The sequence below is a fragment of the Cytobacillus sp. FSL W8-0315 genome (assembly GCF_038002905.1).
Classification (GTDB): Bacteria; Bacillota; Bacilli; order Bacillales; family Cytobacillaceae; genus Cytobacillus; species Cytobacillus pseudoceanisediminis.
In genome coordinates this window covers 1,949,229-1,968,005 of the sequence record NZ_JBBOOC010000001.1, presented here as the reverse complement: position 1 = coordinate 1,968,005, position 18,777 = coordinate 1,949,229, and the positions used below count along the sequence as shown (strand labels likewise).

The window sequence follows — 18,777 nt, the reverse complement described above, 5'->3', positions numbered from 1 at the left end:
AATAAGCAAGGGATTTCCCCTTGCTTATTTTACCATTTATTCTTCTCCTAAAACAGCTTCAGCAATATTCACCGCGTGATCGCCGATACGCTCAAGGTTGCTGACAATGTCTACATATACAATGCCCGCCTGGCCAGAGCAGACTCCTTCATTCAGGCGAAGAATATGCTGTTTGCGAAGCTTTCGTTCCATCTTGTCTATCTCTTCTTCTTTTTTTACAACATGCTCTGCAGCAATTTTATCATTGTGGTCCAGTGCCTGAAGAGCTTCTTTTACAGTAGAAATGGTCAATTTGAACATTTGTTCTAAATCAGCCATAGCTGAATCGGTAATGGACACTTTATTTGCCTGTTTATAATCAATCAATTCTATTACATTTTCGAAATGATCACCGATACGCTCAATATCTCTTACTGTATCCATCAGCACGGTATGCTCGTTCGACTCATGTGCTGAAAGTGAGCTTGTAGATAACTTAATCAGATAATCCGTAATTTTGCGGTCAAGATTATTGATCGCGTCCTCTAACTGGTATGCACTTTCGGAATGTTTTTGATTGCCGGTTTTCAAATATTGAACCGTTTCTTCAAGTCCCCGTAAAGAGAATGCCCCCATGCGAAGCACTTCCTCTTTAGCTTGTCCAAGAGCAATCGAAGGGGATTGTTCTATAAAAACAGGATCCAAATGTTTTGCTTTATATTCAGCAACCGCATCTTCTCCCGGAATAAGCTTCGTTACAATCCATGCCAGCACGGCTACAAATGGCAGTTGAATAAGTGTATTAGTACTATTAAAAATTCCATGCGCAAAGGCAATGGTCATTTCAGGATTTAAATCCATTTTCCCCTGCAGTGTTTCAATCAATAATGTAAACGGCTTTAATAAAATCAAGAAGATAGTAGTACCAATTAAGTTAAACAATACATGCACGGCTGCAGCTCTTCTTGCAGCAACAGATGCTCCAATAGCGGCTAAAACAGCTGTGATGGTCGTTCCAATATTGTCTCCAAACAGAACAGGCAATGCTGCATCCAGGTTTATCAGCTCTTCAGAAAACAGCCCTTGGAGAATACCGATTGTGGCACTTGAGCTCTGAACAATAACAGTAAACACTGTTCCGACAACCACACCTAGAATTGGATTTGAACTCATGCTTACGGTCAAGTCATGAAAAGCTTCCAATGTACGAAGAGGCTTCATTCCCCCGCTCATTAATTCAAGTCCATAGAATAATGCACCAAAGCCAAATACAATCTGACCGGCATTGTGAACTTTTTTGCTTTTAAAGAAAAACAATAGAATAGAGCCTAAAGCAATGATCGGCAAAGCGTATTCCCCGATATCTATTCCGATGATGAAAGCAGTTACCGTTGTCCCGATATTTGCTCCCATAATAACACCTATTGCCTGGCGCAATGTCATGAATCCGGCAGATACTAATCCAACTGTAATAACAGTGGTTGCAGAGCTGCTCTGTATAAGAATGGTGACAAGAACACCCGCCAATACACCCATGATTGGATTTGTAGTAAAGCGATCTAATAAATCCCTCAGCCGGTCACCAGCTGATTTTTGGAGCCCATCACCCATGAACTTGATTCCATAAAGGAAAATACCAAGCCCGCCCAAAAACTCAAAAAGCATTTGCTGAACATTAAGTTCCACCATTATCCAACCCCTATAACTGTTTATTCGACATGATTCATCAAACCCCATACAATTATTAATGGAAACCTATAGAAATGTAAACCTGTTGCGGACTAAATTTACAATTCCTTAACATTACATGCTTATATTACATTTTTGTTACAAACTCCAAAAAGCCTTGCAAACGCGTTTACTTGTAACATCTGGATATTTGGCTAAAATATAATAGTGAATCTCAAAAAGGGTGTGTCCAAATGAATATTTTTCTTCAGTTTTATAAAAGCTTGTTTTCTCCTAAAGATATCGCTTTATTTCGTCGTCAGGGCATAGGAAAGACTATTTTGTATGTGTTTTTCCTTACCCTGCTATCAGCACTGCCAACCTTGTTTTATTCCGGTTCGGCAATCATTAATGGTTTAAATGCTATTGATGAAACAATTGACAGTAATTTACCGGATTTTGAAATTGCAGAAGGACAGCTTCACACAGAGGAGGAAGTACCTGTAACCCTCAATAAAAATAACTTTACAATCATTGTTGATTCGACAGGAGCAGTAGACCCTTCTGTTTTATCCGAAAGCGGCAATACGATTGCCTTATTAAAAAATGAAGTCTACATACTTGCTGAAGGACAGGAACAGACATATCCATATACATTACTGACAAGCGGCACACTAACAAAAAATGACTTATCAGACTTCCTTGCATCTGCAGAATCCCTTATGCCGATTATTATTCCCTTAATAGCGATTGTCATTTATATTTTTGCAGCGGGCATTCGATTTATCGAGATCTCCCTGTTAGCACTTGCAGGTCTGCTTATTAAAAAAGCTCTTGCCAAGAAATTGGAGTATCGTCATTTATGGCGCATGTCTGCTTACAGCATTACTTTGCCAGCCATTTTCTTTACTATCATGACAGCCCTGCAGACAGCAGTGCAAAACGGAGCGATTATTAACTGGTTTGTTTCTCTTATCATCCTCCTCTTGTCCATAAAGGAAGTCCCATCTCATAACTCTAAATAAAAACGTGCCAATGGCGCGTTTTTATTTTTGCAATTAAAAAGAGGAGTAATTTTATAAATAAAGCAGTTATTAATGCAGAATAATACAAATTGAGGACTTTTTTTGGTCTAATCATATTTGGACAAGCATACATATTGGGTAAACAAGGGGGTTTGGCCAGTATGAAGAAGCTTGGGGGAGTATTGCTTTCAATCCTAGTTATATATGTAATCTTTTATGACCTTAATCATGGCACACTGCCCGCTGGACAAAAGCAAGCATTGGAGGCAAGTTCCCTCCCCACAGAAACAGGTGAACCCTATTTTGAAAAAAAGGTCAATCCTGGAGAAACAGTTCTATCAATTATAGAACTAAACCTTGATGGTCCCATTCCTGTAGCCATAGACCAGGTTGTGTCAGACTTCTCGGAATTAAACAATGGAATGCAGCCTGAAGACATTAAATCAGGGACGACCTATAAATTTCCAAAATATACTCAGGACAACTAATCATCATTCTTGTCAATTTCAGCGGTTCATTGATACAATAAAGTGGAACCTTCTCTAACAGCATACATCTCAGCTGTTATATGAAAAGATAAAAAGGAGCGAATCTCCATTGAGTGAAATTATACATCGCACTAAAACAAGGCCTGTTAAAGTTGGGCCATTAACAATTGGCGGAAGCAATGAGCTGTTCATCCAGAGTATGACCACTACGAAAACACATGACGTTGAAGCGACTGTAGCTGAAATTAAAAGGCTGGAAGAAGCAGGATGTCAAATCGTGCGTGTTGCCTGCCCGGATGAAAGAGCTGCAAATGCCATAGCAGATATTAAAAGACAAATTAACATACCGCTTGTTGTTGATATCCACTTTGACTACAAGCTAGCATTGAAGGCAATCGAAGGCGGAGCAGATAAAATCCGAATTAATCCTGGAAATATTGGTAAACGTGAAAAAGTGGAAGCAGTGGTCAAGGCTGCAAAAGAAAAAGGCATCCCTATCCGCATTGGTGTAAATGCAGGTTCTCTTGAAAAAAGAATCCTTGAGAAATATGGATATCCTACTGCAGATGGTATGGTTGAAAGCGCCCTGCATCATATCAAAATTTTAGAAGACCTTGATTTCCATGACATCATCGTTTCTATGAAAGCATCCGATGTTAATTTGGCCATTGAGGCTTATGAGAAAGCAGCACAAGCATTTGACTACCCTCTCCATTTAGGTATAACAGAATCAGGCACACTTTTTGCAGGTACTGTAAAAAGTGCCGCTGGACTTGGTGCAATCTTAAGCAAAGGAATTGGAAATACGTTAAGAATTTCACTTAGCGCAGATCCCGTGGAAGAAGTAAAGGTTGCCCGTGAACTTCTTAAAGTGTTTGGATTATCCTCCAATGCAGCAACTTTAATTTCCTGTCCAACATGCGGAAGGATCGAGATTGACTTAATCAGCATTGCAAATGAAGTGGAAGACTATATTCAAAAAATTAAAGCGCCAATTAAAGTTGCTGTATTGGGCTGTGCCGTTAACGGGCCTGGTGAAGCCAGGGAAGCTGATATCGGCATTGCAGGTGCCCGCGGTGAAGGGCTTCTTTTCCGTAAAGGCCAGATTGTAAGGAAAGTTCCAGAAGAGACAATGGTTGAAGAACTTAAGATTGAAATCGACAAAATCGCTGCAGAGTATTTTGCCAAACAGGAAGAGGAAAAAGCACAGGCAGAAAGCCTGCTGCCGTAAGGCAATATTGTCCCTTTCCGAAATAGAAAAAGCCTGGCACCAAATAATTTTGGGAGCCAGGCTTTTTTTCTTTTTCTAAAAAAACGGCAGAATAAACATACCGACAATAATGGATATAGCCCCTATTGCAATCGCCCAGCCCCCAAGGCTTTCTGAACCCCTGCGGCGTGCGATAAAACCAAGGACAATTCCTGTTGCTCCAAAAAGAACCGGCAGCACAAACAAAGATAAAATGGAAAGTGCCAGGGCAGCATATCCGACTCCTCTGCCGGCTGCAACTGTTTCATTTTCTTCATCCCTGTTCGCTGATCTATTATAGACACCAGGCGCTGCTATTTCGGCAGAGGTTTCCTCAGAATAATCTGCATGAATTGCAGCTGTTTCGTTTTCCTCATCCCGATCCAGCGATCTGCCGTAGACACCTGGAGCTGCTATTTCTGCAGCAGCTTCTTCAGAATAATCTTCATGGACTGCAGCTGTTTCGTTTTCCTCATCCCGATCCAGCGATCTGCCGTAGATACCTGGAGCTGCTATTTCTGCAGCAGCTTCTTCAGAATAATCTGGATCTGCTTCGCCAATCCGCTCACTGTATCGAAGGTCATACTCTTCATTACTGCGCTCTTGGTCTGCCATCATGATCCCTCGCTTCCTTTGCTGTGTTACTAAAAAGTATTGCTTAATGGAGCATTTATAGTGTTTGCGATATAAGCCCTTTTTAAGATGTAAATGTTTAACTTTCATACCTGTTCAGGCAACACTCTTTTTCAAGGCCGGGACTTTTGTTAAGATAAGGGATATATGCATTAAAGGAGATCATAATGATGAAGAAGCGTTTTGGCATTGATATAGACGGAACGGTTACGCGCCCTGAAGCCATGGTTCCGTATTTAAATGAAGCATTTAATCTGAATATTACTTTAAATGATATTAAGCAATATGATTTAACACCTTTGGTGACGATTTCAGAAGAACAATTTGCAGATTGGTTTTATGAAAATGAGCCCATTATATACAAAGAATCACCCATTGCAAAAGGCGCAAAGGAAGCTTTGACCAACTGGAAACGCAAGCATGAATTGTATTTTATAAGTGCCAGGGGTTCTCACCTTCAGCAAATAACAGAGGAATGGTTTCTAGAGAACACATTGGAGTTCGATCATATTGAACTGATCGGGAGCCATGATAAAATCGAAGCAGCAAAAAAATATGAAGTGGATATATTTTTTGAAGACAAACATGATAATGCAGTTATGATTCATGAGGCATGTGGAATTCCTGTCATCTTATTCGATACACCCTATAACCAGGAACCCCTTCCCAATGGCGTCATTAGAGTAAGAAGCTGGAAGGAAGCATATGCATGGGTGGAAGACTGGCTGCAGGAACAAAAGCGGTAGCGCCTTGATCAGATGAACTCAAACTAAAAACCGCCACCTCATGTGGCGAACGTTGAAGCCAGCACATCCTGTGCAAGTCCGGCAGGCATAAGACGAATCACGCAGGAAACCTCCCAAAGCTACTTTGGTCGGGCGATGTATCGCTGCCGAAGCATTTCTTGTTCCTGGTTTCTGGAGTAATTTGGCTTATGAACCAAGAGGCTAGGCGCTGTAGCTGGATGCAGATTATTATTTCTCCACAAAGTTCACATCTTTATATTTTTTTATTTCCTAGATTACAAAAAGAAGCATGGGACTATAATAAATAGCTCCATGCCTCTTTTTTATTTCCTTATTGAAAACATTCCGGGCACTTCCCATATATTTCGAACTTATGTCCAGAAACATCATATCCCTTGAGATTTTCCTGTACCTGCTTCATGGGACAGACTTCGATTTCCTTCGTTTTGCCGCAATCCAGACATATAAAGTGATGATGATGATGTTCATGTGAGCAAGTAAAGCGGAAGTGTTTTTCCCCTGATAGCTCTGTCATCTCAAAAATATCCAGGTCCACGAATAATGATAAGTTTCTGTAGATTGTATCAAAGCTGAGTCCAGGGTAATTATCCTTCATTTTTTCCAGAACATCTTTTGCCGTTAAATATTTATCGCTATCAGCAAATAGCTGAAGCATTTCTTCCCTCTTCCCTGTATGCTTATAGCCTTTATCCTTTAAAAGCTGCATGGCTTCATCAACATTCATACTTTCACCTCATTGTTTGCTCTGAAATAACTTCGGATAGAATTCCTTTATATTATGCCGGCCTCAGGCCTGCAATTTTTTTAAACAAGATTGTCACAATCAGTATTAACACGGCAATCATGACGATTGTTCCGCCTGGAGCTAAATCTATATAGTAGGAAATCGTCAGCCCGCCTAAAACTGAAATTTCACCGAAAAGCATGGACAGGAAAATCGTCTGTTTGAATCCTTTTGCGATTCTGATGCTGGCAGCAACCGGCAAAGTCATAAGTGATGAAACCAATAAAATACCCACTATTCTCATGGAAGCAGCTATGACCAAAGCTACCATGACAATAAATATGAAGTGGACACTTTTAGCAGCTATTCCAGATGCCTTGGCATGCTCTTCATCAAATGACAGCAGAAACAATTCTTTATAGAGCAGCACCACAAGTGCAATAACAAACACGCTGATGATTAAAATCGTCCATAAATCCAGCCGGCTGACCGCACTGACACTGCCAAAGAGATAACTGAATAAATCAGTATTGAACCCGTCAGCGAGTGAAATAAATATTACTCCAAGCCCAATGCCTCCAGATAAAATAATAGGAATAGCAAGCTCCTGATAATGTTTATAAACAGCCCTCAGTTTTTCAATAAACAATGACCCTGCTACGGAAAAAGCCATCCCCATATATAACGGATTCAACCCGCTCAATCCGATAAATTTCTTTTCAAGCAGCAAGCTTGCAGCGATCCCAGCAAGTGTCACATGACTTAAAGCATCGGCAATTAAAGACAGCCTCCTGACAACAATGAACACACCCAGTAGAGGAGCAATGATTCCGATGATGATTCCCGTTAAAAAAGCATTTTGTAAAAATTCATATTGAAGGATTCCTGCAATCATCTGCCTGCTCCTTTATCGTGGTGATGATGGTCATGATGATGGTCATGATTATGTGTCAGAACATGTACATCATGCCCGTAGATTTCTGACATTTCATTGATATTTAAGCTTTCAAATTCTGCTGTATTTCCATGGAAATGCAAATTCTTATTCAGGCAAGCCACATGAGTGACTTTATCAGAAATTGTGCCAATGTCATGTGTAACCAGCAATAGAGTTATACCAAGCTTCTTATTTAAATCATCAAGCATCTCGTAGAAAGACTGGACATTTTTTACATCTACACCTACTGTGGGTTCATCCAATATTAGCAATTTTGGATCGCTTACCAATGCCCGGGCAATGAAAACCCGCTGCTGCTGCCCGCCTGAAAGCTCGCCTATATTGCGTCCGGCAAACTCTTGCATGCCAACAGATTCAATAGCATGCAGAACTTTTGCCTGATCGGCCTTGCCCATAAATTTAAAAAGCCCCAGCTTCTTTGTAAGGCCGCTTGAAACGACTTCAAAGACCGTTGCCGGGAATCCTGTGTTAAATGAATTTGCCTTTTGAGAAACAAACCCAATGTTCTGCCAATCCTTAAAGCGGCTTATTTCATTGCCAAACAGTTTAACGCTCCCCTTCTGCACTTTAAGCAAATTCAGGATAAGCTTTAGCAGGGTTGATTTTCCCGAACCATTTGGCCCGACGATTCCAAGGAAATCTCCTGAATTAATGGTCAGATTAATATCCTCCAGGACATTTTCTTTCTCATATCTATAAGAAACATGATCTATTTCAATAATTGGCTGTGCCATTTTTATCACCTTACATATTAAGAATCATTACGATTTACTAACACAGTATACAGGAACCTGCATTCAAAGTAAAGGTACATGCTTATTTATTGGAATTTCAAAACTTATTGTCACTATTCATATTCTTAACTCATAAAGTACTGAGGAGGAGTGATGAACATGAAAATATTCGAAAACATCATTAATCACAAACTAAGCAATATTACAGCAGATGAATTATTAAAATATGGAGAGCAGTTCAACATCAGAATTACTAAAGCGCAGGCTCAGAAAATTGCAGACCATTTGAGAGGAAAGCAAGTAAACATCTTTGATGATCGGGAACGGACAAAAATAATAAAAGAAATTGCCAGGATTGCGGGTCCGGAAACTGCAAGGGAAGTAAACAGGCTGTTTTTGCAATTTACAAAATAGGACTTGGCTTATAATACTTAATTACTCATGCAAAAAGCTGTGCATTCTCGGGCACAGCTTTTTATTATAGTTATCCAGCCGTAATGGCTTCTAGTAGATTTTCATTGAATTCCTGGCTGCGCAGCATATTAATTTCTTGCTTATAAGGCGCTTTTTTATTGTTTTTATCTTCGCCAACATAAGGAGTCTCCAGAATTTTAGGGATATCCTGTAATTGAGGATGATGAACAATGTAGTTTAACGCACTGAAGCCAATGTGGCCAAATCCGATATTCGCATGACGGTCTTTACGCATTCCGCGCTCATTCTTACTGTCATTAATATGGAGCACTTTCAGGCGGTCAAGCCCAATAATCTTATCGAATTCTTCCAATACACCATCGAAATCATTTACAATATCATATCCTGCATCATGCGTATGACAAGTATCAAAGCATACAGATAAATGGTTGTTATAATTGACTCCCTCTATAATCATAGCCAGCTCTTCAAAGGATTTCCCGCACTCCGAACCTTTTCCGGCCATGGTTTCTAGTGCGATCTGCACATTTTCTTCGCCATTTAAGACTTCATTCAAGCCCTCCACGATTTGTTTGATGCCGGCCTCTGTTCCAGCTCCTACATGTGCACCTGGATGAAGAACAATCTGCTTAGCACCAATCGCTTCGGTGCGGTCGATTTCAGAGCGAAGGAAATTAACGCCTAATTCAAATGTTGAAGGGTTTGAAGTATTCCCGATATTGATAATATAAGGAGCATGTACAACGATATCAGCAATCCCGTGCTCTGCCATATGCTTCAGCCCGGCCTCAATGTTCAGATCTTCGATTTTTTTTCTTCTTGTGTTTTGCGGGGCTCCTGTATAGATCATAAATGTATTGGAGCCATATGAAACAGCTTCTTCACTTGCTGCTAAAAGCATTTTTTTTCCGCTCATGGACACATGTGATCCAATTTTCAGCATGACGATACCTCTCCCTTTAATATTTCTTTTAAAAATTTGTTTTACTTATAAACCATGCCCGTTGATTTCCACTGCGTGCATTTTGATTTCCGGAGGAATGAGAGCCTTCTCGGATTCGACTGCAGGGTCTCTCACTCCCTCTCCTCCCGCAGGACTTTGACTAAGCTTCCTTGAATTAACTTTTCAAGAATCAAATCCCATCAGCTCCCAACCAACTCAGTGGTTAAGACGAGTTAGCAGGTCAAAAGTCTTGCAAAAATTTATTTGCGCTTTATTCTTCTTTCGCGTTTTTTAATTTTATCCATTTCCCATTTCATTTTCTTTTTATATCCTGGTTTTACTTTTTTTGGTTTTTTCACTAGTGATGCAGCTTTTTTATCAATGTCATCTGTTTGTTTCTGTCTTGTTTTTCGCTTATTGCGATTATCCAGGTCTGTCCATTCACCTTTTTGCAGATCTTTGTGCTGGAATTCCAATCCCATTTTTTCAAGTCTGTTTAATGCATCTTCATCGGAAGTCTCATACACCGTCACAGCAATTCCCGAGAATCCTGCACGCGCTGTCCGGCCAACCCGGTGTATATAAAAATCAAGATCTGTCGGAAGTTCATAGTTGATTACATGGCTGATTCCCTGTATGTCAATGCCCCGGGCTGCCAGGTCTGTTGCCACAATATATTGAAACTCAAGGTCGAGAATCTGCTTCATCATTTTCTTTCGCTCACGAGGGTTAAGGTCTCCGTGAATCCGCCCGACTTTTAGACCTTTGCTGATTAATCCGTCTGCCACTTCATCTGCCTTTTTCTTGGTGTTGGTAAAAACAATGGCTAAGTAAGGATTAAGCGAAGTCAATGCTTGGTAGACAAGTTCCACTTTGTTTCGATGTCTGGACGGCAAAAGCCAGTGCTCAATATTAGCTGCTGCTGCCTGCTTAGGCTCAACGTGAACATATTTCGGATTTTCCATATATTTCTTCAGGAAAGGCTTTAGCTTCTCCGGAATGGTAGCTGAGAACACAAGCATCTGAAGCTTTTCCGGCATCCTTGCTGCAATCTGATCAACATCCTCTATAAATCCCATATCAAGCATTAAATCAGCTTCATCCACAATAAGAATTTCTGCAGTATGCACAAATAGCGCCTGTTCCTTTACAAGGTCATTAATTCTTCCAGGAGTCCCTACAACCACATGAGGCTGTCTTTTCAGTTTTTCAATCGTTCTCTGCTTATCTGTTCCGCCGATATAGCAGCGGGCAGTTATCTCTTCTCCTTCTGGACAATGCTCTGTTACTTTAAGAATTTCATGATAAATCTGGTTGGCCAGCTCACGTGTCGGTGCAGTAATAATGGCCTGAACCTCCTGGCGGGATGGATCAACTTTTTGAAGAATAGGCAGTACGTATGAATGAGTTTTTCCTGTACCTGTCTGCGACTGGCCAATGGCGCTTTCACCCTTCAGTACTGCAGGAATCATTCTTTCCTGAATTTCTGTCGGCTCGAAAAAGCCAAAATCCTTAACCGCTTCTATAATAAAAGGCTTCAAATTAAATCGGTCAAATTTCGTTTCGTTCATATAAAAACTCCTCAATTATTCAGATTCGCCTCAGTTCAGGCAGCATCCGAAACATATATTAGTGAAGTAAGATCTACTAGTATCAACTGCAACTTGCTGGTTCCGAGCTTTTCCTACATCCTGTTATTATAATAAAGTTTCCTGCAAATAACCACTCATACAGGCATTTATATTTTTATGATAAGCTTTTTGGGCGATTTTAATAAATAAATTGGTTTCTTCTGCTTTATGCCTAAACCAAAATGGGATAAACGCATACTTTATTATATGAAATTTTATTAAGAAGCAGAAATGTGCAAAGAAAGGAGGCCAATAGATATGATGCCAGGATCAAGACCCCCTATGCGCGGAGGAATGCCTCCCCATCCTTTTATGACACCGATGCAGGGAAGACCTCCTATGGGGCCAATGATGAGCGGTCCTCCGGGAATGAAACGCGGTGGAGGCAGGGGAGGATTGCTTTCAAAAATATTGGGAAAAGGCAATGCACAGCCTGCAGCCGGAATGGGGGGAGCAAGAGCAGCAGGAGGCTCCCCCGCAGGTGGAGGCATATTGCAGGCAATAAGCAACCCTTCTTCCATAAACGGCTTTTTAACAAACACTCAAAAGGTTCTAAATACCGCACAGCAAATTGGACCAATGGTTCAGCAGTATGGTCCGCTGGTCAGGAATCTTCCTGCTATGTGGAAACTTTATAGAGGTTTGAAAGATGCCCCTGAAGCTGATGAGACCGCTTCTGAACCTAAAGAGGAATCCAATCAGACGAAAGCAGAAAAAAAGAAACCAGATTCCCAGAGCAAAAAAACCAAAAAGGCACCTGTCTCTGAAAAGCCAGCCGTTAAATCATCTTCAGCAGAAGGTATTTCCAAACCTAAATTATATATTTAAAGAAAAGGATGCTGAGGCATTCTTTTTTTGCTTTTTATTAAGAAGAATTACTCCTTTTGTAATATCGGTTTATCTCTTATATAATAGAAATGCAATATGGGATTTTTCCGCATTAGAAATAGAACTCACTTCAATTCAGATATAAGCTTTCATTAGGGAGGATAAGCAGATGAATGTCATAAAAATCTCTCCTCGGGGGTATTGTTACGGTGTGGTGGATGCAATGGTTATTGCCAGAAACGCTGCACTTGATCCGTCATTGCCAAGACCCATCTATATTTTGGGTATGATCGTTCATAACAAACATGTAACAGATGCTTTCGAAGAGGAAGGCATTATTACACTTGATGGGAAAGACCGCAAAGAAATCTTAGATAAAGTCGATAAAGGCACTGTCATTTTTACAGCACATGGCATCTCACCTGAAGTGCGTGAAGCAGCCAAACAAAAAGGCCTTGTGACAATCGATGCTACGTGCCCTGACGTAACAAGAACACATGATTTAATCAGAGAGAAGGAAAAGGAAGGTTTTCAAATCATTTACATTGGCAAAAAAGGCCATCCAGAACCTGAAGGTGCAGTAGGTGTAGCTCCTCAAGCAGTCCATTTAGTACAGACCATTGAGGATGTAAATGAACTTAGCATACAGGCTGATAAAATACTGGTGACTAATCAGACTACAATGAGCCAATGGGATGTCGTACATGTTATGGATCAGATAAAGGAAAAATATCCTCACGCAGAGTTCCACAAAGAAATCTGCATGGCTACCCAGGTGCGCCAGGAAGCTGTTGCGGAACAAGCTGGCCAGGCTGACGTTTTAATCGTCGTGGGGGACCCAAAGAGCAATAACTCCAATCGTCTTGCACAGGTATCAGAAGAAATTGCCGGTACAAAAGCCTACCGCATTGCTGATATAACTGAACTGGATGTGAATTGGCTAAAAGATGCAACGACAGTTGCAGTCACAGCAGGAGCCTCTACACCGACACCGATCACAAAGGAAGTCATCACGTTCCTGGAACAATTTAATCCCATTGATGAATCCACATGGTCACGCGAGAAAAAAGTGCCATTAAATAAGATACTTCCTAAAGTGAAGAAGTCTGCAAAGCTATAAATCAAAAAGACCGGTCCCTATAGGAGACCGGTTCTTTTTTAGTCAAACAAACTTAAATGGATCCGTATGAATTTCAGAAGGAAAAATGGATACGCTATACCCTTTTCCAGAACACATCTGTACTAATTTTTGGGCAACTCCCTTTTTCATTATTTTTTCCACATTATGTCCCGGATCAACAATATTGAGGCCCATCATCATGGCATCATGTGCCACATGATAATACATGTCACCTGTAACATATACATCAGCCCCCTTCATCTTTGCTGACATGAAGTATTTATTTCCATCTCCGCCCAGGACAGCAACTTTCCTGATTTTGGATGAGAGGTCACCTACTACCCGGACTCCATCCACTTCAAGTGTATGTTTTACATGCTCTGCAAATTCCTTTAGAGTCATCTCGCTGATTTCTCCAATTTTTCCAAGCCCAAGAACTTCCCCCTTGTTTTCAAGCTTATAAATATCATAAGCAACTTCTTCATAAGGATGGTTTTTGAACATGGCCGACAGCACTTTCTTTTCTATATGTTCAGGATAAATGGTCTCAATGCAGACTTCTTCAACAGTCTCAAGCTTACCCTGCTGGCCGATATGCGGATTGGCCTCCCCATTAGGCTTAAACCGCCCTGTTCCACGGGAGGCGAACGAACAATGACTGTAATTGCCAATTGAACCTGCCCCTGAGTTACCAAGCGCTTGCCTTAGTGATTCAGCATTTTCTTCAGGTACAAACACAGCGAGCTTTTTCAATTCAGTTTCATATGTTGGATATAAAACTTCTGTATTGGTCAGCTTCAGTGCATCAGCAAGCATATCATTGACCCCGCCTTTGGCGATATCCAAATTGGTATGTGCTGCATATACGGCTATATCATGTTTGATAAGCTTTTCAATAATTCTTCCGGATGGAGTATCCGTTGAAATTTTTTGCAGCGGCCTGTAGATTAACGGATGATGAGCAATAATCAGCTGTACCTTCTTTTCAATTGCCTCATCAACGACTTCTTCCAGCACATCAAGGGCAATCATGACATTTTCAACGGGGGTGTTAAGCCTGCCGATCTGGAGGCCGATTTTGTCTCCTTCCATCGCATATCCTTTTGGGGAGAACTGCTCAAATAATTGGATAATCTCATGTCCATTTATTTTTTTCACTGTTTTAGTACCTCCTCTGCCATTTTGATTTTCTCCTTCAGCTCCTGTTTTCTCTTTTCTGTTTCGCTGGAGTATGCAGCCTTATCGAGCTGCAAAAGGATTCTCTCCCAATTTTTCCTTTCACCAATCCACTTGTTTCGAAAAACTTCGGATTTTTGCTCCATTAGAAAAGGGCCCATCAGCAAACCTTGTTCTTTATTCTTGTATGGTTTCAAAGGCTCTCCTTTTTCAGCTGCAAGGATTTCATAAATCTTTCCGTCTTCTTCGAGAATTTCTTCAGCGATTAGCTCCCAGCCGTTAGCAATCAGCCAGGTTCTAATCGAGATGGCACTTAAATTCGGCTGGAGGATAAGCCTCTTTATAGCAGCAAGCTTGCTCTTCCCATCTTCAAGAATGCTCGCAATTAAAGCGCCTCCCATGCCCGCAATGGTTATACAGTCTACTTCGCCTGGCCCAATTACTTCAAGGCCGCTGCCTTTTCTTACAGAAATCTGATTTTCGAGCCCTTCCATTTTCACCTGTTTTTTGGCTGATTGAAACGGCCCTTCCACCACTTCACCAGCAATAGCAAAAGGGACAATGCCTTTCTTTACTGCGTAGCAGGGCAAATACGCATGGTCTGAGCCTATATCAGCCACTCGTGAACCAGGGGGGATATAATTTGTTACAGCTTCAAGCCGATTTGATAATTTCTCTGTATTCATTCTGTCACCACTTATATATGTATTGTAACAAGCGCAGAGCGCCTGCCTATCTGCTCCTCCTGAGAGAAAAGCTAAAAAAAGCTATCGTAATTTGCGATAGCCTTTCTTATAGTATAAAAAAAGTCCTTTACATATGCAAAGGACTTTCATTATAGGTATTACTTAAGGCCTGCTAACCATTCAGCCATTTCGGCAGCTTTGTCTTGAGGCACTAATCCTGGAGGCATTGAGCCTTTACCGTTTACTACGATATTTGCGATATCATCTTGTGATAAACGATCGCCTACACCTGTTAGAGCAGGACCAACTCCACCTTGATACTGGTCACCGTGACATCCGATACAGCTCTTCTGATAAATTTCTTCAGGGGTTGCAGCTGCAGTTTCTTCAGTTTCAGCACCGCCGCCTTCCTGTTCTTTAGCAAGCTCTTCCATATCGCCAAGACCTTTAAAAGAAACAAGGAACATTGCTACCACACCAAAAACCATAATTAACACAAATGGAATGATTGGATTGCGATTCATGATTTAACCTCCCTTATGTAAGCACATTCAGTTTAAGTAAGTATACAAACAATCTCTATTTTACTTTAAAAAAGTCAGAAGGAAAAGCCCTATTGTAAACTTTGTCAAATCTTGTTCATAAAATGGACAAAAACTCCATCCTGAGGGTGGAGTTTTTGTCCTTCCTATTATTGGATTCATAATAAATTTAGCACCCAATAAGGCGTGCAATGACCATTCTTTGTACTTCTGAGGTACCTTCACCTATTTCTGTGAGCTTTCCGTCTCTCATGTAGCGTTCTACATGGTAGTCTTTCATATAGCCGTATCCTCCGTGGATTTGGACGGCCTGATCAGCGATTTCCATACAGATTTCAGAAGCATAGAGCTTGCACATGGATGCTTCTTTTGCGAAAGGTCTGCCCTGGTCTTTCAGCCATGCAGCTTTGTAAACCATATTCCTTGCCAGTTCAATTTTCATTGCCATATCTGCAAGTTTAAATTGAATAGCCTGAAAATCTGATAATGAACGGCCAAACTGCTTGCGTTCCTTTGCATACTGGAGTGCCTTGTCATAGGCAGCCTGCGCTATTCCCAGAGCCATAGCTCCAATTCCAATACGCCCTCCATCCAAAGTAATTAAAAATTGTTTAAAGCCCTCTCCTTTTTTGCCGAGCAAGTGCTCAGTCGGAACGCGTACGTCTTCAAGGACAAGTTCAGTAGTATTTGATGAATTGAGTCCCATCTTTTCGTAATTATCGATCACAGTAAATCCTTCTGCATCCGTTGGAACAATAATTGCGCTTATTTCTTTTTTGCCATCCTTTTCACCGGTGACAGCAGTCAATGCTAAATGCTTAGCATAGCTTGCATTTGTAATGAAACACTTATTTCCGTTAATGATATATTCTCCATCTTTTTCTACGGCTGTTGTTCTCGTACCGCCTGCATCAGAGCCTGCATTTGGTTCTGTCAGACCGAAAGCTCCAAACGACTCACCTGTACAAATTGGCACCAGATATTTTCGCTTCTGCTCTTCAGTTCCAAATAAATAAAGCGGTGCTCCGCCAAGAGAAATATGCGCTGAGTAAGTGATTCCGGTAGAAGCGCACGCTCTGCTCAATTCTTCTGTTACAATAGCGAAACTTACAGTATCTGCCCCTGCCCCACCATATTCTTCAGGGAAAGGAAGTCCCATTAAACCAAGATCCGCCATTTTTTTAAAAACTTCTATCGGGAATTCTTTTGTACGGTCTCTTTCCAAAGCCCCCGGTGCCACTTCTTCCTGAGCAAATTCCCTTATGGTTTTATAGATCATATTCTGTTCGGCCGTCAAATCAAAATTCATTTACATCCCCCTTAAACACAAAAGTTGTTGTATACGCTTTCATTACTATTATATAAGGGATGCAAGAGTTTTCTCAACATTTAAAAACTTTTTAAAATATTTTATTATACGAATATAGAAATAACTATTAAAAAGCATCCTAGCGCCCCGGAAATCCATAAATATTGAAACTTCAATTTCAAACCCGCAAACAGCCAAAGAACACAATTAATTACTAGGGCAGCATAGAGAGCTTTCTGGTTTTCGCGATATACCTCCGATACTAGTGCAACAGATCCCATCAGTAAATTCAATGCTGCTGATATGATGGGAATATGCATTAATTTTGCTTTCCTGAAAAAATAAAAAACAAAGAATATACACGTGAAAATAAAAAGAAACAAAATGGCAGTTTGCAAAATAATAGACAATTCAGTAAAATAAATTAATAAAGCAGAAATTGGAATAAGCAGCAAGAAAATAAGATTGGCCAGATACAGACCCATTACACTTTTATGCTTTTTTATTTCCTTCGGCTGACTTCCTTCCGTATAAAGAGCCAGCAGGTAGTCACAATATCGATCAGGGAGCATTCGGCTTTTCTTCCAATACAGAAGTTCGTTAACAATGACCTTTTTTCTGTTTTCATCCAACCAAAGCACATCCAGTCAAAAAAAAATAGTTTACTTCCATTTTAAGAAGTAAACTATCCACTGGCAATTCTTTTTTATTCTAAGAAGTCTTTTAAACGCTTGCTTCTGCTGGGATGACGCAGTTTTCTTAAGGCTTTGGCTTCAATTTGACGTATACGCTCCCGGGTAACGCCAAATACCTTGCCAACTTCTTCTAAAGTCCTGGTTCGGCCGTCGTCCAGTCCGAATCGAAGACGAAGAACATTTTCTTCCCGGTCAGTAAGTGTGTCAAGAACATCTTCAAGCTGTTCCTTAAGGAGTTCATATGCCGCATGCTCTGATGGAGAAGTGGCATCCTGATCTTCAATAAAGTCACCTAAGTGAGAGTCATCCTCCTCACCAATAGGTGTTTCTAATGAAACAGGTTCCTGTGCAATCTTAAGAATTTCTCTTACTTTATCTGGAGTTAAATCCATATCTTCAGCAATTTCTTCTGGTGTTGGTTCGCGGCCAAGATCCTGAAGAAGCTGACGCTGGACACGGATCAACTTATTGATGGTTTCAACCATATGGACAGGAATACGAATTGTACGGGCCTGGTCAGCAATTGCTCTTGTGATGGCCTGGCGGATCCACCATGTTGCATACGTACTGAACTTAAATCCTTTGCGGTAGTCGAATTTTTCAACCGCTTTTATCAGTCCCATATTTCCTTCCTGAATAAGGTCAAGGAATAGCATTCCGCGTCCCACATACCTTTTAGCAATACTTACAACCAATCGGAGGTTAGCTTCTGCGAGACGTCTTTTTGCTTCTTCATCGCCTTCCTCAATTCGATTGGCAAGTGCGATTTCTTCCTCTGCAGAGAGTAAATCAACACGCCCAATCTCTTTTAGGTACATACGGACAGGATCATTAATTTTCACACCCGGAGGGACACTTAAATCATTAAGGTCAAATTCCTCTTCATTTTTTGCAAGCTCCTGAACATTTGGATCTTCATTTTCATTGTCTCCGACTAATTCAACACCCTGATCTCCGAGGAATTCATAGAATTCATCCATCTGGTGGGAATCGACTTCAAATTGAGACAATCTTTCTGCTATATCATCATAGGCAAGGACACCTGTCTTTTTTCCTATTTCAACTAATTGATCTTTCACTTGTTCAAGGGTCAACTCTGTATCAACCTCTTTTGAACGGGCCGACTTTTCAGCCATATGTCCCCCTCCTTCCAAAAATCAAACACATTCTTAATACATCTTGCAAAT

General features: G+C 40.8%; 20 protein-coding genes. 7 read left to right on the top strand and 13 right to left on the bottom strand.

Translation table 11 applies throughout. The annotated features are described in order from the left end of the window. Nucleotides 1-36 precede the first annotated feature (36 nt). Entirely contained in the window at nucleotides 37-1,668 is a 1,632-nt protein-coding gene (locus tag MKY20_RS09940) for a Na/Pi cotransporter family protein (protein ID WP_009332969.1), read from the bottom strand. Nucleotides 1,669-1,901: 233 nt separating this feature from the next. Between MKY20_RS09940 and MKY20_RS09935 the strand changes: the two genes are divergently transcribed. From MKY20_RS09935 to ispG, 3 genes are all read left to right on the top strand, one after another. Next, nucleotides 1,902-2,672, top strand: a complete 771-nt coding sequence (locus tag MKY20_RS09935; protein WP_251175143.1) for a DUF1189 domain-containing protein — start codon at nucleotides 1,902-1,904, stop codon at nucleotides 2,670-2,672. A 161-nt stretch (nucleotides 2,673-2,833) separates the two neighbouring features. Further along, nucleotides 2,834-3,160: a hypothetical protein gene (locus MKY20_RS09930; protein WP_217026192.1), complete on the top strand. Its 327-nt coding sequence runs from the start codon at nucleotides 2,834-2,836 to the stop codon at nucleotides 3,158-3,160. 118 nt (nucleotides 3,161-3,278) lie between these two features. After that, a complete protein-coding gene (ispG, locus tag MKY20_RS09925; protein ID WP_251175152.1) occupies nucleotides 3,279-4,391 on the top strand; it encodes a flavodoxin-dependent (E)-4-hydroxy-3-methylbut-2-enyl-diphosphate synthase in 1,113 nt (370 codons plus the stop codon). Nucleotides 4,392-4,466: 75 nt separating this feature from the next. Here ispG and MKY20_RS09920 read toward each other — a convergent pair whose 3' ends face one another. Further along, nucleotides 4,467-4,826, bottom strand: coding sequence for a hypothetical protein (locus MKY20_RS09920; RefSeq protein WP_157380206.1), 360 nt, complete (start codon nucleotides 4,824-4,826; stop codon nucleotides 4,467-4,469). 386 nt (nucleotides 4,827-5,212) lie between these two features. Here MKY20_RS09920 and MKY20_RS09915 point away from each other — a divergent pair, with 386 nt between their 5' ends. Beyond that, nucleotides 5,213-5,788 carry a 5' nucleotidase, NT5C type gene (locus MKY20_RS09915; RefSeq protein ID WP_019382846.1) on the top strand — a complete coding sequence of 192 codons (576 nt, stop codon included), beginning with the start codon at nucleotides 5,213-5,215 and terminating at the stop codon, nucleotides 5,786-5,788. Between the two features lie 331 nt (nucleotides 5,789-6,119). Here MKY20_RS09915 and MKY20_RS09910 read toward each other — a convergent pair whose 3' ends face one another. The 3 genes from MKY20_RS09910 to MKY20_RS09900 are packed head-to-tail and all read right to left on the bottom strand — an operon-like array spanning nucleotide 6,120 to nucleotide 8,225. Next, nucleotides 6,120-6,533: a Fur family transcriptional regulator gene (locus tag MKY20_RS09910; protein ID WP_019382847.1), complete on the bottom strand. Its 414-nt coding sequence runs from the start codon at nucleotides 6,531-6,533 to the stop codon at nucleotides 6,120-6,122. Nucleotides 6,534-6,585: 52 nt separating this feature from the next. Further along, complete coding sequence (locus MKY20_RS09905) at nucleotides 6,586-7,428, bottom strand: metal ABC transporter permease (protein ID WP_009332976.1); 843 nt, start codon at nucleotides 7,426-7,428, stop codon at nucleotides 6,586-6,588. Next, nucleotides 7,425-8,225 carry a metal ABC transporter ATP-binding protein gene (locus MKY20_RS09900; protein WP_019382848.1) on the bottom strand — a complete coding sequence of 267 codons (801 nt, stop codon included), beginning with the start codon at nucleotides 8,223-8,225 and terminating at the stop codon, nucleotides 7,425-7,427. The genes MKY20_RS09905 and MKY20_RS09900 overlap by 4 nt, the downstream gene beginning before the upstream one ends. 159 nt (nucleotides 8,226-8,384) lie before the next feature. On the opposite strand from MKY20_RS09900, the gene MKY20_RS09895 reads away from it, so the two are divergent. Further along, on the top strand, nucleotides 8,385-8,639 hold the full coding sequence (locus tag MKY20_RS09895) for a DUF2624 domain-containing protein (RefSeq protein ID WP_019382849.1): 255 nt from the start codon (nucleotides 8,385-8,387) through the stop codon (nucleotides 8,637-8,639). 70 nt (nucleotides 8,640-8,709) lie between these two features. Here MKY20_RS09895 and MKY20_RS09890 read toward each other — a convergent pair whose 3' ends face one another. Both MKY20_RS09890 and MKY20_RS09885 read right to left on the bottom strand, forming a co-directional pair. After that, complete coding sequence (locus tag MKY20_RS09890; protein ID WP_009332979.1) at nucleotides 8,710-9,603, bottom strand: deoxyribonuclease IV; 894 nt, start codon at nucleotides 9,601-9,603, stop codon at nucleotides 8,710-8,712. 260 nt (nucleotides 9,604-9,863) lie between these two features. Continuing rightward, nucleotides 9,864-11,174 carry a DEAD/DEAH box helicase gene (locus MKY20_RS09885; RefSeq protein ID WP_019382851.1) on the bottom strand — a complete coding sequence of 437 codons (1,311 nt, stop codon included), beginning with the start codon at nucleotides 11,172-11,174 and terminating at the stop codon, nucleotides 9,864-9,866. A 318-nt stretch (nucleotides 11,175-11,492) separates the two neighbouring features. Here MKY20_RS09885 and vrrA point away from each other — a divergent pair, with 318 nt between their 5' ends. Both vrrA and MKY20_RS09875 read left to right on the top strand, forming a co-directional pair. After that, nucleotides 11,493-12,062 carry a VrrA/YqfQ family protein gene (gene vrrA, locus MKY20_RS09880; protein ID WP_019382852.1) on the top strand — a complete coding sequence of 190 codons (570 nt, stop codon included), beginning with the start codon at nucleotides 11,493-11,495 and terminating at the stop codon, nucleotides 12,060-12,062. Between the two features lie 169 nt (nucleotides 12,063-12,231). Continuing rightward, nucleotides 12,232-13,182 carry a 4-hydroxy-3-methylbut-2-enyl diphosphate reductase gene (locus MKY20_RS09875; RefSeq protein WP_019382853.1) on the top strand — a complete coding sequence of 317 codons (951 nt, stop codon included), beginning with the start codon at nucleotides 12,232-12,234 and terminating at the stop codon, nucleotides 13,180-13,182. A gap of 42 nt (nucleotides 13,183-13,224) precedes the next feature. On the opposite strand, the gene MKY20_RS09870 is transcribed toward MKY20_RS09875, so the two are convergent. From MKY20_RS09870 to rpoD, 6 genes are all read right to left on the bottom strand, one after another. Next, complete coding sequence (locus MKY20_RS09870) at nucleotides 13,225-14,340, bottom strand: Nif3-like dinuclear metal center hexameric protein (protein ID WP_019382854.1); 1,116 nt, start codon at nucleotides 14,338-14,340, stop codon at nucleotides 13,225-13,227. Continuing rightward, a complete protein-coding gene (locus tag MKY20_RS09865) occupies nucleotides 14,337-15,044 on the bottom strand; it encodes a tRNA (adenine(22)-N(1))-methyltransferase (protein ID WP_217025882.1) in 708 nt (235 codons plus the stop codon). Before MKY20_RS09865 ends, MKY20_RS09870 begins: the two co-directional genes overlap by 4 nt. A 158-nt stretch (nucleotides 15,045-15,202) precedes the next feature. Continuing rightward, on the bottom strand, nucleotides 15,203-15,568 hold the full coding sequence (cccA, locus tag MKY20_RS09860) for a cytochrome c550 (protein WP_009332985.1): 366 nt from the start codon (nucleotides 15,566-15,568) through the stop codon (nucleotides 15,203-15,205). Between the two features lie 187 nt (nucleotides 15,569-15,755). Then, nucleotides 15,756-16,895: an acyl-CoA dehydrogenase gene (locus MKY20_RS09855; RefSeq protein WP_251175141.1), complete on the bottom strand. Its 1,140-nt coding sequence runs from the start codon at nucleotides 16,893-16,895 to the stop codon at nucleotides 15,756-15,758. A gap of 104 nt (nucleotides 16,896-16,999) precedes the next feature. After that, on the bottom strand, nucleotides 17,000-17,536 hold the full coding sequence (locus MKY20_RS09850) for a hypothetical protein (RefSeq protein ID WP_251175140.1): 537 nt from the start codon (nucleotides 17,534-17,536) through the stop codon (nucleotides 17,000-17,002). 65 nt (nucleotides 17,537-17,601) lie between these two features. Further along, nucleotides 17,602-18,726 carry an RNA polymerase sigma factor RpoD gene (gene rpoD / locus MKY20_RS09845; protein ID WP_009332988.1) on the bottom strand — a complete coding sequence of 375 codons (1,125 nt, stop codon included), beginning with the start codon at nucleotides 18,724-18,726 and terminating at the stop codon, nucleotides 17,602-17,604. Nucleotides 18,727-18,777 lie beyond the last annotated feature (51 nt).

What these genes read in the sequence shown, in the direction of transcription:
- MKY20_RS09855 (WP_251175141.1), bottom strand. Translation starts at nt 16,895, where the DNA reads ATGAATTTTGATTTGACGGCCGAACAGAATATGATCTATAAAACCATA.
- MKY20_RS09930 (WP_217026192.1), top strand. Translation starts at nt 2,834, where the DNA reads ATGAAGAAGCTTGGGGGAGTATTGCTTTCAATCCTAGTTATATATGTA.
- MKY20_RS09905 (WP_009332976.1), bottom strand. Translation starts at nt 7,428, where the DNA reads ATGATTGCAGGAATCCTTCAATATGAATTTTTACAAAATGCTTTTTTA.
- cccA (WP_009332985.1), bottom strand. Translation starts at nt 15,568, where the DNA reads ATGAATCGCAATCCAATCATTCCATTTGTGTTAATTATGGTTTTTGGT.
- MKY20_RS09885 (WP_019382851.1), bottom strand. Translation starts at nt 11,174, where the DNA reads ATGAACGAAACGAAATTTGACCGATTTAATTTGAAGCCTTTTATTATA.
- rpoD (WP_009332988.1), bottom strand. Translation starts at nt 18,726, where the DNA reads ATGGCTGAAAAGTCGGCCCGTTCAAAAGAGGTTGATACAGAGTTGACC.
- MKY20_RS09910 (WP_019382847.1), bottom strand. Translation starts at nt 6,533, where the DNA reads ATGAATGTTGATGAAGCCATGCAGCTTTTAAAGGATAAAGGCTATAAG.
- MKY20_RS09895 (WP_019382849.1), top strand. Translation starts at nt 8,385, where the DNA reads ATGAAAATATTCGAAAACATCATTAATCACAAACTAAGCAATATTACA.
- MKY20_RS09900 (WP_019382848.1), bottom strand. Translation starts at nt 8,225, where the DNA reads ATGGCACAGCCAATTATTGAAATAGATCATGTTTCTTATAGATATGAG.
- MKY20_RS09875 (WP_019382853.1), top strand. Translation starts at nt 12,232, where the DNA reads ATGAATGTCATAAAAATCTCTCCTCGGGGGTATTGTTACGGTGTGGTG.
- MKY20_RS09940 (WP_009332969.1), bottom strand. Translation starts at nt 1,668, where the DNA reads ATGGTGGAACTTAATGTTCAGCAAATGCTTTTTGAGTTTTTGGGCGGG.
- vrrA (WP_019382852.1), top strand. Translation starts at nt 11,493, where the DNA reads ATGATGCCAGGATCAAGACCCCCTATGCGCGGAGGAATGCCTCCCCAT.
- MKY20_RS09890 (WP_009332979.1), bottom strand. Translation starts at nt 9,603, where the DNA reads ATGCTGAAAATTGGATCACATGTGTCCATGAGCGGAAAAAAAATGCTT.
- MKY20_RS09865 (WP_217025882.1), bottom strand. Translation starts at nt 15,044, where the DNA reads ATGAATACAGAGAAATTATCAAATCGGCTTGAAGCTGTAACAAATTAT.
- MKY20_RS09915 (WP_019382846.1), top strand. Translation starts at nt 5,213, where the DNA reads ATGAAGAAGCGTTTTGGCATTGATATAGACGGAACGGTTACGCGCCCT.
- MKY20_RS09935 (WP_251175143.1), top strand. Translation starts at nt 1,902, where the DNA reads ATGAATATTTTTCTTCAGTTTTATAAAAGCTTGTTTTCTCCTAAAGAT.